At 62.6% G+C, this 13923-nt stretch carries 14 protein-coding genes and 3 tRNA genes; 9 read left to right on the plus strand and 8 right to left on the minus strand.

The window, feature by feature from the left end; translation table 11 throughout:
• Window positions 1–173: 173 nt before the first annotated feature.
• Window positions 174–1394 carry a Bcr/CflA family multidrug efflux MFS transporter gene (locus tag BX591_RS05210; protein WP_111929644.1) on the plus strand — a complete coding sequence of 407 codons (1221 nt, stop codon included), beginning with the start codon at window positions 174–176 and terminating at the stop codon, window positions 1392–1394.
• A gap of 164 nt (window positions 1395–1558) precedes the next feature.
• Window positions 1559–1789, plus strand: coding sequence for a hypothetical protein (locus BX591_RS05215; RefSeq protein WP_111929645.1), 231 nt, complete (start codon window positions 1559–1561; stop codon window positions 1787–1789).
• A 54-nt stretch (window positions 1790–1843) separates the two neighbouring features.
• Here the strand turns inward: BX591_RS05215 and BX591_RS05220 are convergent, their stop codons facing one another.
• Complete coding sequence (locus BX591_RS05220; protein ID WP_111929646.1) at window positions 1844–2302, minus strand: hypothetical protein; 459 nt, start codon at window positions 2300–2302, stop codon at window positions 1844–1846.
• A gap of 246 nt (window positions 2303–2548) precedes the next feature.
• Between BX591_RS05220 and BX591_RS05225 the strand changes: the two genes are divergently transcribed.
• Complete coding sequence (locus BX591_RS05225; RefSeq protein ID WP_146749728.1) at window positions 2549–3358, plus strand: hypothetical protein; 810 nt, start codon at window positions 2549–2551, stop codon at window positions 3356–3358.
• Between the two features lie 173 nt (window positions 3359–3531).
• On the opposite strand, the gene BX591_RS05230 is transcribed toward BX591_RS05225, so the two are convergent.
• The 4 genes from BX591_RS05230 to rph form a co-directional block, all read right to left on the minus strand.
• Window positions 3532–3621: transfer RNA gene (locus BX591_RS05230), tRNA-Ser, on the minus strand.
• Window positions 3622–3676: 55 nt separating this feature from the next.
• A complete protein-coding gene (gene hemW, locus BX591_RS05235) occupies window positions 3677–4906 on the minus strand; it encodes a radical SAM family heme chaperone HemW (protein ID WP_111929648.1) in 1230 nt (409 codons plus the stop codon).
• Window positions 4903–5550, minus strand: coding sequence for an RdgB/HAM1 family non-canonical purine NTP pyrophosphatase (gene rdgB / locus BX591_RS05240; protein ID WP_111929649.1), 648 nt, complete (start codon window positions 5548–5550; stop codon window positions 4903–4905). Before rdgB ends, hemW begins: the two co-directional genes overlap by 4 nt.
• Window positions 5543–6283, minus strand: a complete 741-nt coding sequence (rph, locus tag BX591_RS05245) for a ribonuclease PH (protein WP_111929650.1) — start codon at window positions 6281–6283, stop codon at window positions 5543–5545. Before rph ends, rdgB begins: the two co-directional genes overlap by 8 nt.
• Before the next feature lie 237 nt (window positions 6284–6520).
• Here rph and BX591_RS05250 point away from each other — a divergent pair, with 237 nt between their 5' ends.
• The 5 genes from BX591_RS05250 to BX591_RS05270 all read left to right on the plus strand — a co-directional run bounded on the left by BX591_RS05250 (window position 6521) and on the right by BX591_RS05270 (window position 11556).
• Complete coding sequence (locus BX591_RS05250; RefSeq protein ID WP_111929651.1) at window positions 6521–7444, plus strand: YicC/YloC family endoribonuclease; 924 nt, start codon at window positions 6521–6523, stop codon at window positions 7442–7444.
• Between the two features lie 18 nt (window positions 7445–7462).
• Window positions 7463–8125, plus strand: a complete 663-nt coding sequence (gene gmk / locus BX591_RS05255; protein ID WP_111929652.1) for a guanylate kinase — start codon at window positions 7463–7465, stop codon at window positions 8123–8125.
• Between the two features lie 60 nt (window positions 8126–8185).
• On the plus strand, window positions 8186–8389 hold the full coding sequence (gene rpoZ / locus BX591_RS05260; protein ID WP_006025620.1) for a DNA-directed RNA polymerase subunit omega: 204 nt from the start codon (window positions 8186–8188) through the stop codon (window positions 8387–8389).
• Window positions 8390–8542: 153 nt separating this feature from the next.
• Entirely contained in the window at window positions 8543–10900 is a 2358-nt protein-coding gene (locus BX591_RS05265; RefSeq protein WP_111929653.1) for a RelA/SpoT family protein, read from the plus strand.
• Window positions 10901–11064: 164 nt separating this feature from the next.
• Window positions 11065–11556, plus strand: coding sequence for a phage protein NinX family protein (locus BX591_RS05270; protein ID WP_111929654.1), 492 nt, complete (start codon window positions 11065–11067; stop codon window positions 11554–11556).
• A gap of 138 nt (window positions 11557–11694) precedes the next feature.
• Here BX591_RS05270 and BX591_RS05275 read toward each other — a convergent pair.
• Window positions 11695–11771, minus strand: a tRNA-Arg gene (locus BX591_RS05275).
• Between the two features lie 79 nt (window positions 11772–11850).
• Window positions 11851–11927, minus strand: a tRNA-Arg gene (locus BX591_RS05280).
• Between the two features lie 120 nt (window positions 11928–12047).
• On the opposite strand from BX591_RS05280, the gene greB reads away from it, so the two are divergent.
• The gene (greB, locus tag BX591_RS05285) at window positions 12048–12617 is read left to right on the plus strand and encodes a transcription elongation factor GreB (protein ID WP_111929904.1); all 570 of its coding nucleotides are present in this window, start codon (window positions 12048–12050) and stop codon (window positions 12615–12617) included.
• Between the two features lie 121 nt (window positions 12618–12738).
• On the opposite strand, the gene BX591_RS05290 is transcribed toward greB, so the two are convergent.
• Entirely contained in the window at window positions 12739–13887 is a 1149-nt protein-coding gene (locus BX591_RS05290; protein WP_111929905.1) for a porin, read from the minus strand.
• Between the last annotated feature and the right edge of the window lie 36 nt (window positions 13888–13923).

Here is a 13923-nt window from a genome sequence, read left to right on the forward strand (position 1 = left end):
GCTCGTTCGCCGACGCGGCATCGCGTTAGCGTTTTTGATAGCTGCGCAGACGGGTGTCGTGGTGTTGCACGGGGTTCGGGTTAACCGTCGCGTACAATTGAGGCCGAGTGGTTGCGTTCCCCGTTTCACCCGTTCCGCGGCCGGTCACGGCGCGGCGCATCATCTGGATTCCCATGTCTCACGTCACCAGACGCCGGCCCGATGGCCGGCTGATTCTGTTGCTCGGTGCGCTCGCCGCATGCGGGCCGATCTCCATCGATATGTATTTGCCGAGCCTGCCGACCATCGCGCAGGCGTTCGCGATCACCAACGGCGCCGCGCAGACCACGCTGACCAGCTTCATGTTCGGCTTCTCGATCGGCATGCTGCTGTACGGTCCGTTGTCGGATACCTATGGCCGCCGGCCGGTGCTGCTCGGCGGCATCATCATGTATGCGCTCGCGAGCGTGGCTTGCGCGTTGTCGTTCTCGATCGGCTCGCTCGTCGCCTTTCGCTTCGTGCAGGCGCTCGGGGCCGGCGCGGCCTCGGTGCTGGCGCGGGCTATCGCTCGCGACGCGCACGGTCCGACCGACGCCGCCCGCGTGCTGTCGATGCTCGCCATCGTCACCTCGATCGGGCCGTTGCTGGCCCCGCTGATCGGTGGACAGTTGCTGCTGCTCGGCGGCTGGCGCGTGGTGTTCGTGGTGCTGACGCTGTTCGGCACGCTGTGCGCGGTCACCGCGTTTCTCAAGGTGCCGGAAACATGGCCGCGCGAGAAGCGGGCCGAGTCGGCGCTGCTGAAATCGTTCGGCGCGTACGGCAAGCTGCTGCGCGATCCGGTTGCGTGGGGGCACATGCTGTGCGGCGGCATGGCATTCGCGTCGATGTTCGCATACATCACGGCGACGCCGTTCGTCTACATCGAGTACTTCCATGTGTCGGCCCAGCATTACGGCTTTCTGTTCGCGTTGAATATCGTCGGCATCATGTTCGGCAACTTCATGAATACGCGACTCGTCGGGCGACTCGGGTCGCTGCCGATCATCTCGTTCGCGGCGACCGTCAGTTGTATCGCGTCGCTGTTCGTGTGCTTCGTCTCGCTGACCGGGCTCGGCGGCTTGTGGTCGATCGTGTTCGGTCTGTTCTTCGTGGTCGGCGTGGTGGGGTTGTTGTCGGCCAATTGCACGACCGATCTGATGCATCGCTATCCGGTCAATGCCGGCGCTGCTGCCGCCGTGTTCGGGGCGGTGCAGCTGGCGCTCGGCGCTTTGTCGAGTCTTGCGGTCGGCTTGTGGCAGGACGGTTCGCCCAAGGGCATGGGGGTGGTCATCGGCGTTGCGGGCGTGTGGTGTTACGTCGGCCGGATTCTGGTAGTCCGCTGGCATGGAACGAAGGCGCCGCTCGCCGCTGTGTGAACGCCGCGTTACGCGACGGTGACAAAGCTTCTCGATGCGATGCGCGCCTGCTCACGTCGCGCAATGCGATGTGTCTACGGAAAACACCAGGTGTTGCACGCGCGCGACCCTGTGTGTCGATTTGCATTGCTATGATGGGACCACTGTTCCTCGGAGCGGCAATCATGGCGATCAGAGATTTGATGAATGGCGAACGGCAACATGCCGCTTTCGCTGAAGCGCAGAAGCTGGCTGACAGCGGCGCCTATCACGATTACACGGACATCGAATACGTCCTGCGCTTTGATTACGGTTTGTCTGATGTATCGGCGCTGCTCGACAGCCAGTTGATGCATCGCGACCTGAATCGCCGGTGTGCCGACGCGCGCGAGAGGCTGGAAGCGCTTAGCGTGTGAGAGGGCTGCGGGCGATGGCGCGGATCGAGTCGCGATCCGCGATCTGCTTTCTGCTTAATGGACCACCAGTCCATTGAACTGCGCATTGCCCGCACCGGCTGCGATATTCACACCGACGTTGCCGCTCGCGCCGGCTAGTGCGTGGTCGCCGATTTGCGCGCTGCCGCTGCCGCTCAACTGCGCGACCGCGTGCACATTCTGTTGGCTGGAGATCACCGCTTGAGGCGTGCCAATCACCGCGATTTCATTGGCTTGCGCGTTCAGCGCACCGGCGGCGAGATTGACGCCAAGGTTGCCGCTGACGCCGCGCAACGCTGCCGCGCCCACCGCCGTGAGCGATGAACCGAGCTTGGCGCTACCGCCGATATCCTGCAGATTTGACAATTCCACCGAGCCGAACACGACGGCGCTGTCGTCGTCGGACAGCGCGGCTAACGTTGCCGCCGACGCGGACGATGCCGCCGCGATCGTGGCGACCCCAACCCATGCAATGGCGAGTGAACGGACTTTCATGGACGCCTCCGAGGCGAGTGCGGATAGCCTTGATATCGACCGTGAAGACGAGAAGTTGAGGGCGCGTTTTTGCTAGGCCGTCTGCTCGTTACGGCAAACGCGTGTTCGACTCGGGGCGAAGGAAGTCGACACGTCCGTCATGACTGACCGGGTCGCCCGAGCGGAATCGTATCGACATAGATACGACCATGCGGCAGCGCGCCGACGATTTAATGGACACGCGCTTCGCTCGTTGGAGCGTGCCTGGTGTATCCGATTTCGACTTCTCACCTGAAAAGGCATGGCGAAATGAAAGTCCCGTCGACCAGCATTCAAACGAACGAACCGAACCCGGCACAAGCGGCGCGAAGCATTGGACCGGCGGTCCGCTTGCCGATTGCTCCCGCGGTGTTCGATACGTCGGCGAGTATCGGGACTTGTGACGACTTTTATCCGAACCGAAGTAGTCCGGGTGAATCGTCGCCGCTTATGACCAATGCGCCGTTCGGTGTGCCGACGCACTATGCACGCGAGCCGGAAGGCCCGTTAAAGGCCGAAGCAGGTCATCAGGCGGAGCGCGGTGTGCATCGGGATGACAAGGGCGCGGCATATATCAGGCAAGGCGGCGAGACCTTCCCTATCACCTACGACAAAGACAACGGGACATGGCGGGTTCATTACCCGGAGAATCCGACGAAGTATCGCTACCCCGTCAGACAGGACGGCAATGGCGTCTGGCATGTACACGACAAGGTGGGGCAGCCGGGCGGTTGGAGAGGCGCTCCGCCCACGGGGATAAGTTGGACGCAACACGCCACCACGCAGTTGCAACAGCAGGCGCAACAGTTGCAATTTCAGAGGCAGGATTTAATGCAGCAGCGGCAACACCTGCAAGATCAGTTGCATCAGTTTCCGGCGCCTCAGCATGCGAACCGGTCGCCACTGGAACTGGCGGTTTTACAGAGCATGCTGAACAGCCAGATCGCCAATATCAACGCCCAGTTGCACGCGATTGAACAGCAGTTGCAACAGACGAATCAGCAGTTGCAACAACTACAGAATGAGCCTCAGCACTAAACGGCAACTACAGCACCGATGGTGAGCTGAACCCAAGCCGGATAGGCAGGCCTGGCAGTCGGTCTACGTTCGAGCTTGTCGTTTCAGGGGAAAGATGTGCTGCCAGGGGGGCGGTGTTCGCCCGCACCGGGATTTCGAATCAGAGCGATTCTGAAGAGATGAAACGATTGTTCTGGCGGAGGCGGTGAGATTCGAACTCACGGAAAGATTGCTCCTTCGCCGGTTTTCAAGACCGGTGCCTTAAACCACTCGGCCACACCTCCAAGCCCTAAATTGTAACCTGAAAAACGGGCGCTGCGGCACTCGCTCGAACCGCCATCACTGCGGATCTTTCAGAAACAGCTCCTGCAAGTCGTTCAGGAACGCTTGACCGAGCGGGGTGGGCGCAATCTTTTCGTGGTCGCGCGTGATCAGCTTGCGCCGCTCCGCTTCCTGCAACGCCGGTTCGATCGACGTCATGGACAGCCCCGTGCGCTCGATGAACCGATGCACCGGAAACCCCTCCACCAGCCGCAGTGCGTTCAGCATGAACTCGAACGGCAGATCGCGTGTCCCGACTTCGTGTTCTTCCTGCACCGCCGTGCCGGCCCTGGCCTGCTCGATGAAGGTGGACGGGTGCTTGTAGCGCACCTGGCGCAACACGCGGTTTGGAAACGACAGCTTGGTATGCGCGCCCGCACCGATGCCGAGATAGTCGCCGAAGCGCCAGTAGTTCAGATTGTGTTTGCTCTGCTTGTGCGGCTGCGCATACGCCGACACTTCATAGCGACCGTATCCGGCGGCCGTGGTGCGTTCGTGAATCCAGTCCTGCATATCCGCGGAGGCGTCGTCGTCGGGCAGCGCCGGCGGGAACTTCGCGAACAGTGTGTTGGGTTCGAGTGTGAGGTGATACAAGGACAGATGTGGCGGCGCGAACGACAACGCGGTATTGATGTCGGTTTGGCATTCGGCGAGCGTTTGCCCCGGCAGCGCGAACATCAGGTCGAGATTGAAGTTGTCGAACGTGGTGGCGGCGACCTCGACCGCGTGGCGTGCCTGCGTCGAGTCGTGAATCCGGCCGAGCGCCTTCAGATGCGCCTCGTTGAAACTCTGAATCCCCACCGACAGCCGGTTCACACCGCTCGCGCGAAACTGCGCGAACTTGTCGGCTTCGAAGGTGCCGGGGTTCGCTTCGAGCGTGATTTCCGCGTCGGCGTCGAGCGGCAACAGCGCCCGCACGTCCGACAGCATCCGGTCGAGCCCCGCCGCCGACAGCAAGCTCGGCGTGCCACCGCCGATAAACACCGTGTGCACCTGGCGTCCCCACACCAGCGGCAGCGCCATCTCCAGATCGGCGCGCAGCGCGTCGAGATAGTCGGTTTCGGGGAACGTGTCGCCTTTCCACTCGTGCGAGTTGAAATCGCAATACGGACACTTGCGCACGCACCATGGAAAGTGCACATACAACGCCAACGGCGGCAGCGACGTCAGCCGGATACTGCCCGGCGACGTGAACGCCTTGATAACGCCATTGCCGATGTCGGCCGGCGCCGGTTTGATCGGAATCACGCTTCCTCCGTGAGGCGCGCGAGTAGTTGCCGCAACGCCATCGCGCGATGACTGGCGGCGTTCTTCACCGCCGGTTCGAGCTGCGCGGCGCTTGCGTTCAGCGACGGCAGGAAAAAGTGCGGGTCGTAGCCGAACCCATGCCCGCCGCGCGGCGTGTCGAGAATCTCGCCGTGCCAGCGGCCTTCGGCGATCAACGGTTCGGGGTCGTCGGCGTGACGCACCAGCGCCAGCACGCAAAAGTAATACGCGCGACGATCGGTCTCGCCCTGCAATGCGGCGACCAGCCGCGCGTTGTTCGCGGCGTCGCTTTTCTCGCCGCCGGCCAGTTGCGCGTAGCGCGCCGAATAAACGCCCGGCGCGCCGCGCAACGCGCGCACGCACAGGCCGGAGTCGTCGGCGAGGGCGGGCAGCCCGGTCAGCTTCGCTGCGTGGCGCGCCTTGGCCAGCGCGTTTTCGACGAAGGTCGGATACGGCTCTTCCGCCTCGGGCACGTTCAACGCGCCTTGGGGAATCAGTTCGATGCCGGCCGCGCCGAGCAGCGCCGCGAACTCGCGCAACTTGCCGGCGTTATTCGACGCCAGCACCACTTTCTTCAATGGCGAATCTGAACCCGCCTCGCCGCCGCCTTGACGAACCTCATTCACTCTTTTGCTCCAGCGCTTCCTTCTGCTTCGCGATCAGCGTGTTGATGCCGTCGCTCGCCAGATCCATCAGCGCGTTCATTTCCTCGCGCGAGAACGGTACGCCTTCGGCCGTGCCCTGAACTTCGACGAAACCGCCCGCGCCGGTCATCACCACGTTCATGTCCGTATCGCACTGCGAGTCTTCGTCGTAATCGAGGTCGAGCACCGGCAGGCCGTCGTACACGCCGACCGAAATCGCCGCCACGTAGTCGGTGATCGGCGAGCTTTCGATGCGGCCCGTGGCCAGCAGTTTCGCCACCGCGTCATGCGCGGCCACGAAAGCGCCGGTGATGCTCGCCGTGCGCGTGCCGCCGTCGGCCTGGATCACGTCGCAATCGATATGCAGCGTACGCGCGCCGAGCTTCTCGAGATCGAACACCGAGCGCAGCGCGCGGCCGATCAGCCGCTGGATTTCCTGGGTGCGGCCGGTCTGTTTGCCGCGTGCGGCCTCGCGGTCGTTGCGCGTGTTGGTGGCGCGCGGCAGCATGCCGTATTCGGCGGTCAGCCAGCCCTGGCCGCGGTCGCGCAGAAACGACGGCACCGATTCGGCAATGCTCGCCGTACAGATGACCTTGGTGTCGCCGAACTCGACCAGCACCGAGCCCTCCGCATGCTTCGTGTAGTGGCGCGTAATGCGCACGTCGCGCAGCTGGTTGGCCTGGCGGCCGCTGGGGCGTTGGGTGGTGTGGGTCATTTGGGATCGGTCTGGAAGAAAAGCGGGAAGGAAAGCGCGATTTTACCGCCGATCGCGCGACGGCGGTCATGCGAGGACGCGTGCATGCTGCGTGCGCCGGTCGACGGCGAGCGTGACAGGACGGCCCTTCCGGCAAAAATGGGATAATGCCGGTTCTCCGCCCCGCGCCTCGTACGCGCCGGGCGATTCGACTCTCCGGCCATCGTCGAGCGCATGGCCACAATCGCGAGAAATACGATGATCTACAGCATGACTGGCTATGCGAGCGCCACGCGCGAACTCGTCGCGGCCTCGGGCACCGGCGGCGTGAGCGTATCGGTCGAACTGCGCACGGTGAACTCGCGCTTTCTCGATCTGAACTTCCGCATGCCGGAAGACGTGCGCGTCTGCGAGCCGACGCTGCGCGAAATGCTGATGAACAAACTGTCGCGCGGCAAGGTGGATATCCGTATCAATCTGCAGCGCAGCGAACAGACGGCCAGCGCGGGCTCGGTCAACCATGAAGCGCTGACGCAACTCGCGGTGCTCGAACGCACGGTGCTGGCCACCTTCCCGGAAGCCGGCCGTCTGCGCACCGGTGAAATCATGCGTTGGCCCGGCGTGCTGGCCGAAACCGGCGTGGCGCAGGACGTGTTGCGCGACGCGGTGCTCGCCTGCGGCAAACAGGCCATTACCGACCTGATCGACGTGCGCGGCCGTGAAGGCGCGCAACTGGCCACCATGCTGCTCGCCAACGTCACCGAGATGGAAGCGATCGTGACGAAGATCACGCCGCTCGTGCCGGAACTGATCGCCAGGCATCAACAGAAGATCGTCGAGCGTCTGCAGGAAGCGCTTGGCATCGCCGCGCCGGACACGGCCGCGACGATCGTGTCGCGCGAAGAGATCAACGAACGGATCCGTCAGGAAGTGACGATGTACGGCATTCGTATCGACATTGCCGAAGAATTGTCGCGCCTCACCGCGCACCTGAACGAAACGCGCCACGTGATCCAGAAGGGCGGCAAGGTCGGCAAGCGCCTCGACTTCATGATGCAGGAACTCAATCGCGAAGCGAACACGCTCGGCTCGAAGGCCGCCGCGAAAGAACTGGCGGATTCGTCGATGACCCTGAAGCTGCTCATCGAACAGATGCGCGAGCAAGTACAGAATCTGGAATAAGGCGGGAGCAACACGAACATGACCGACCACACACGCAATCCCTACGCCGGTGCTTATCCGGGCAACCTGTTCATGGTGGTGGCGCCCTCGGGCGCGGGCAAGTCGACGCTCGTGAACGCGCTGCTCGCGGGCGACGACGCGATCCGTCTGTCGATCTCCTACACGACGCGCCCGCCGCGTCCGAAGGAGCAGGACGGCGAGCACTATCACTTCACCACCGTCGACGACTTCATGACGCGTCACGACACCGGCGAGTTTCTCGAAAGCGCGGAAGTGCACGGCAATTACTACGGCACGTCGCGCGTCTGGATCGAGGAACAGATGAAAAGCGGCCATGACGTGCTGCTCGAAATCGACTGGCAGGGCGCGCAACAGGTGAAGAAACAGTTTCACAACGCGGTCGAGATTTTCATCCTGCCGCCGTCGCTCGAAGCGCTCGAAGAGCGTCTGAAGAAACGCGGTCAGGACGAGCCGAACGTGATCACGCGGCGTCTGCTCGCAGCCGGTAGCGAGATGGCGCACGCGGCCGAAGCGGAGTACGTGGTGATCAACGAGAACTTCGATCGCGCGCTCAGCGAACTGCAGTGCCTCGTGGCCGCGACGCGTTCGCGCTTCGCGTCGCAATACGCGCGCCACACGCAGCTTTTCGTGCAGCTCGGCATTCACCTGCCACACGCGTGAACGCGGCGGCGTGTCGAGCACATAAGGTAGAATAAGCAACATACTGAGAAGGAACCCAACATGGCCCGCATTACCGTCGAAGACTGTCTCAAACAGATCCCGAACCGTTTCGAACTCGCGCTTGCCGCGACCTATCGCGCGCGTCAGCTCGCGCAAGGTCACACGCCGAAGATCGAAAGCCGCGACAAGCCCACGGTCGTCGCTCTGCGCGAAATCGCAGCCGGCCAGGTCGGCGTCGAAATGCTGAAGAAGGTGCCGGTTTAAGGCGCAGCGTTTTCTGGTTTCGATTGCCCGCTTTTGCTTTACACGTTTTCTGCTTCACCGCTTCACCCGCTTTACCTCGCTTGACCCATTTGCTACACGTAATCGCATCAACGTGCAGACCGGCGTCCAACCCCAACCGCTGCGGAGGCGACCATGAGTACCACCCCGCCCACCGCCACGGAAGTGGAACACGACGCCGACTCGCCCTCGTCCGCACGCAAGTACATCGACGCGGTCCTCGAACAGTCGTTTCGCCATCTGTTCGGGCCGACCGCCACGCCGGAGCAACCGCGCCGGCATGACGTCGTCTCGATCGCCAAGCTGACGTCCGCCTTGTCCGGCTATTTGCAGCCGGAAGAGATCAAGGACATCAAGGCGGCCTTCCATTTCAGCGACGAAGCCCACCTCGGCCAGTACCGCCAGAGTGGCGAGCCCTACATCACGCATCCTGTCGCCGTCGCGGAGATCTGCGCCGGCTGGAATCTCGACGCCCAGTCGATCATGGCAGCGCTGCTGCATGACGTGATGGAAGACCAGGGCGTGACCAAGGCCGAACTCGCCGAGCGTTTCGGCGCCAAGGTGGCGGAGCTGGTCGACGGCTTGTCGAAGCTGGACAAGATGGAGTTTCGCAATCGCGAAGAAGCGCAGGCGGAAAATTTCCGCAAGATGTTGCTCGCGATGGCGCGCGACGTCCGCGTGATTCTGGTGAAGCTCGCCGACCGGCTGCACAACATGCGTACGCTTGGTGCGGTGCCGCACGAGAAGCGCCGCCGGGTCGCGCGCGAAACGCTGGATATCTACGCGCCGATCGCCCATCGGCTCGGCCTGAACAATACCTATCGCGAGCTGCAGGACCTGAGCTTCGCGAACTTCAATCCGCACCGTTACGCCACGCTCGAAAAAGCCGTCAAGGCAGCGCGCGGCAACCGGCGCGAAGTGGTGGGCAAGATTCTGGAGTCGGTGCAGCGCGCCATTGCCGACGCGAAGATCGACGCCGAAGTCACCGGCCGCGAGAAAACCATCTTCAGCATCTACAAGAAGATGCGCGACAAGCAGTTGTCGTTCTCGCAGGTGCTCGACGTGTACGGTTTCCGCGTGGTGGTCGAAAGCGCGCTGGAGTGCTACACCTGCATCGGCGCGTTGCATGCGCTGTACAAGCCCGTGCCGGGCAAGTTCAAAGACTACATCGCGATTCCGAAGGTGAACGGCTATCAGTCGTTGCACACCACGCTGGTCGGCCCGTTCGGCGCGCCGATCGAGTTTCAGGTGCGCACACGCAAGATGCACGAGATCGCCGAAGCCGGCGTGGCCGCGCACTGGCTGTACAAAAACGGCAGTGCCGACCTGAACGACGTGCAGAAGCGCGCGCACCAGTGGCTCAAGTCGCTGCTCGATATTCAGAGCGAAGCCGGCGACTCGAGCGAATTCCTCGAACACGTCAAGATCGATCTGTTCCCGGATGCGGTCTACGTGTTCACGCCGAAGTCGAAGATCATGGCGTTGCCGCGTGGCGCCACCGCGCTCGACTTCGCGTATTCGATCCACAGCGACCTGGGCAACCAGTGCGTCGCGGTGAAGATCAACAATGAACTGCTGCCGCTTCGCACCGAGTTGAAGAGCGGCGACATCGTCGAAGTCATCACGGCGCCGTATTCGAAGCCGAATCCGGCGTGGCTCGGGTTCGTGCGTAGCGGCAAGGCACGTTCGGCGATCCGCCATTATCTGAAAACCATGCGCCTGAACGAGTCCGTGCAGCTGGGCGAGCGGCTGGTCGATCAGGCGTTGAAGGGCTACGGTTTTGCGCTGTCGGACGTCACGCCGGAAGCGTGGGAAAAGCTCGTGCAATGGACGGGCAACAAGAACCGTCAGGAAATTTTCGCGGACATCGGCCTCGGCCGGCGTGTCGCGGCGGTCATGGCCAAGCGCATCGAGGTGTTGATGAGCGGCCGCGACGCCGACGACGACGGCTCGCGCTCGCACTCCGATCTGCCGCATGCGCCGCCGGTGGTTATCACGGGCACCGAGGGCATGTCGGTGCAACTGTCGGCCTGCTGCCGGCCGATTCCGGGCGACGACATCATGGGCTATATCGGCATTGGCCTCGGTATGGCAATCCACACCACGGATTGCCGCGTCGCGCAGCGTATCCATAAGCGCGATCCGGGTCGCTGGATCGACGTGGCGTGGGCGCCGCAGCCGGGGCGTCTGTTCGACGTCGCGGTCAAGGTGCTGGTCAAGAACACCAAGGGCGTATTTGCCCGCGTGGCAGCCGACATCACGTCGGCGGACGCGAACATCGTCCACATTGCGATGGACGAGGACCTCTCGCAGGAGTCCACAGTGCTGCGCTTCGTGATCCAGGTCAGCGATCGGGTTCATCTGGCCAATGTGATGCGCCGCGTGCGGACCAACCCGGACGTGATGCGAATCGCGCGCGAACGGCCGAGCGAGGAAGGCCATCACCGTCACGACGGCGGGATGCGGATCGATCGCGAGCGGGCGGACTACTAATTTTTGTTTCGCACGCCGCGCGCAATGTGCGGTGTGCCTGAGATGTAGCCGAAGGCGTGCGTAAGCGCGCCTTTTTTATTTTCAGCCTGTCTCGCGCGCCATTCGCGTCTATCTGAACGCGCGGGCTGCCTGCGAGTCTCACCTGTTCTTCAGGGAGAACGCTCATGAACGTAGTTGACCTCACCGGCCTTGCGCTCGACTATTGGGTGGCGCGCAGCCTGCACGACTTCGTGCGCGAAATCCACTTCACCGACAGCGGCGAAACCGTTTCGATTCGCGGCAACGACCGCGGACGTCCCTGGGACGGCCGGTTCACGCCGTCCACGTCATGGGAGGCCGCGGCTGCGGTACTGGAGCGCGCGCAACGGCTGGAGGTACGCGAGCGGACCGACCAGGGTTCGGCGCATTGCGTCGCGGATTTCGAGGGGAGTCACCGGACGGTCGAAGGGAGAGGGGACTCGCTGCGGGAGGCGTTGCTGCGAGCGTTCGTCGAAAGCAGGTATGGCGATACCGTGGACGATGTGCTGCACGAGGCGCAGGTGTTGACTGGCGAGCAGGCACAGCCGATCGGCGAGGAAACCGCGCAGGGTTCGTACGGCGGCGACATGCCGAACCCGGATGGGCAGATTGGAGATATTCAGTCGGCGCCGCGTTAGCTTGAGCGGTTGGCGCGCTCGCATGCTTCACGCGTGCCGTGGCCAAGTAGACCGGCCTGGCCCGGTCTCGTCGCGCAACTCGGAAAAAATGCGCTGAACAAAAACAAAGGGCCTTCCGATCGGAAGGCCCTTTATAGGTGGTGCGGCTGGCAGGATTCGAACCCACGACCCCTTGGTTCGTAGCCAAGTACTCTATCCATCTGAGCTACAGCCGCACGCTAAACGGGTGATGCTTTACTGCAATGAAACTGGGTAAAACGTAAGGGCCTCCCGGGAGGGAGGCCCTCGAATAAGTGGTGCGGCTGGCAGGATTCGAACCCACGACCCCTTGGTTCGTAGCCAAGTACTCTATCCATCTGAGCTACAGCCGCACGCAGAAACGAGATTATAGCAAAGGTTTTGAAAAAGGGAAGCGTGTAACTGCGATTTGTCTCATGGCCATGATCGTGTACCCTTGATAGGCAGTCGTTTGCTGCAGTCAACGGATGATCATGAACAAGGCCTTTGTCAAAGAGTCGAGTGAAGAGAATGACGACGACCTCGACGTCGCCCAGCCGGATGTCCCGGCCGGCACCAAGAACTACATCACGCCCGCCGGCTACCGGCGCATGCGTGACGAACTGCTGCATCTGATCGACGTCGCGCGGCCCGAAGTGGTCAGACTCGTGTCGTGGGCGGCGTCGAACGGCGATCGCTCGGAAAATGGCGATTACATCTACGGCAAGCGTCGGTTGCGCGAGATCGACCGGCGCATCCGCTTTCTGACCAAGCGTCTCGACCTCGCGGAAGTGGTCGACAGCAGCAAGCAGGAGAATGTCGATCAGGTGTTCTTTGGCGCGACCGTGGAGTACGCGACCGAGGACGGCGAGGATCACGTCGTGACCATTGTCGGCGTCGACGAGGTCGATCTGGATATCGGACACGTGAGCTGGATCTCGCCGGTCGCACGCGCGCTGATCAAGGCGAAGATCGGCGATACGGTGACCTTGTACACGCCTGCCGGCCCGCAGCCGATCGACATACTTAACGTGAAGTATCCGCCGCCGGACATGGGCGGCTAGGGCGCTCGGCCACGGCGTCGCTGGAGAGGCGATTTCGACCGTACTCCCATGTGCTTTCGCCGCAGCATAAAAAAAGGCGCCGCGAACGGCGCCTTCGATACTGCGAGACCTGCCTGCCGCTTTAGAAGCGGTGACGCAGACCTGCGGTAACAGCCACTTGCTTGTTGTTGCCCGAAGCTGCCAGACCGTTGATGTCGGCGTCGACGATCGCGCCGTCGTTGACTTGCTGGTATTCGCCTTGCAGGTACACGTCGGTACGCTTGGACAGCGCGTACGCGGTCTGCAGGTTGAACTGGTTCCAGTGCGGACGCGTACCGGCCAGGCTTGCCTTCGTGTACGTGTACGACCCGGCGATGCTGACGGCCGGCGTCAGAGCATAACGGGCGTTCGCTTCGAAGTTCTGGAAGTGAGCGCTGCCGCCGCCGAAGCCGCCGACACCAGCCGATTGACCCGACGCACCCGCGCCGATGCCAGCCAGGCCCGACAGGTTGGTTTGCGAGTAAACCAGGCCGACCGTTGCCGGGCCAAACGCGTAGTTCGCACCTGCGCCCCAGGTTTGCTGGCGGCCCGCAAAGAACGTGTTGTCGCTCGACACCGCGCCACCCGAGTTGAACGCTGCCGCTGCGCCGGTCGCGCCGTTGCTGTTCAGTTGCAGGTAAGCGGCAGCGACGTTCAGGCCGCCCCAGTTGTACGACGCGCCAGCGCTGTACGCGCGGTTGTTTGCGAAGCCGTCAGCCTGGTTCGAGAAGCCGTACAACGCGCCGAACTTGAAGCCGCCGTAGTTCACGCTCTGATACTTGACCGAGTTGTTCACCCGGAACGAGTTGTTCAGGTTGTCGTTGTCGAACGGATGCGCGAACTGGGTGCCGCCGTACTGCGTACCGGTCAACGCCAGCGGGCCGACGTAGTCGACCATGCTGTCGTATTGACGGCCGAGTGTCACGGCACCGAACTGGTCGCTTGCGAGACCGACGAACGCCTGACGGCCGAATTCGCGACCGCCTTGCTTCAGCGTGCCGTCATTGATACCGAAGCCGTTTTCCAACGTGAAGATGGCCTTGAGACCGCCGCCCAGATCTTCAGCGCCGCGCAGGCCCCAACGGCTGCCGTTCACCGAACCGCTGGTTTCCTGCCAGTTGCTATGGCCGTGCTGGTTGTTCGTATAAGTGATGCCGGCGTCGATCAAGCCGTACAGCGTGACGCTGCTTTGAGCTTGCGCAGCCGTTGCAAAAACGCCCGTGAGGGCAGCGACCATGAGTGTCTTCTTCATCATCTTGTAACTCCGAGAGCGAGAGCGGGCATTGAA

Source organism: Paraburkholderia bryophila (genome assembly GCF_003269035.1).
GTDB classification, from domain to species: domain Bacteria; phylum Pseudomonadota; class Gammaproteobacteria; order Burkholderiales; family Burkholderiaceae; genus Paraburkholderia; species Paraburkholderia bryophila.

Coding starts and splice junctions, on each gene's coding strand:
- greB (WP_111929904.1), top strand. CDS start 12,048: ATGAACAAGGCCTTTGTCAAAGAGTCGAGTGAAGAGAATGACGACGAC.
- BX591_RS05210 (WP_111929644.1), top strand. CDS start 174: ATGTCTCACGTCACCAGACGCCGGCCCGATGGCCGGCTGATTCTGTTG.
- BX591_RS05215 (WP_111929645.1), top strand. CDS start 1,559: ATGGCGATCAGAGATTTGATGAATGGCGAACGGCAACATGCCGCTTTC.
- BX591_RS05270 (WP_111929654.1), top strand. CDS start 11,065: ATGAACGTAGTTGACCTCACCGGCCTTGCGCTCGACTATTGGGTGGCG.
- BX591_RS05250 (WP_111929651.1), top strand. CDS start 6,521: ATGATCTACAGCATGACTGGCTATGCGAGCGCCACGCGCGAACTCGTC.
- rpoZ (WP_006025620.1), top strand. CDS start 8,186: ATGGCCCGCATTACCGTCGAAGACTGTCTCAAACAGATCCCGAACCGT.
- BX591_RS05290 (WP_111929905.1), bottom strand. CDS start 13,887: ATGAAGAAGACACTCATGGTCGCTGCCCTCACGGGCGTTTTTGCAACG.
- gmk (WP_111929652.1), top strand. CDS start 7,463: ATGACCGACCACACACGCAATCCCTACGCCGGTGCTTATCCGGGCAAC.
- rph (WP_111929650.1), bottom strand. CDS start 6,283: ATGACCCACACCACCCAACGCCCCAGCGGCCGCCAGGCCAACCAGCTG.
- BX591_RS05265 (WP_111929653.1), top strand. CDS start 8,543: ATGAGTACCACCCCGCCCACCGCCACGGAAGTGGAACACGACGCCGAC.
- BX591_RS05220 (WP_111929646.1), bottom strand. CDS start 2,302: ATGAAAGTCCGTTCACTCGCCATTGCATGGGTTGGGGTCGCCACGATC.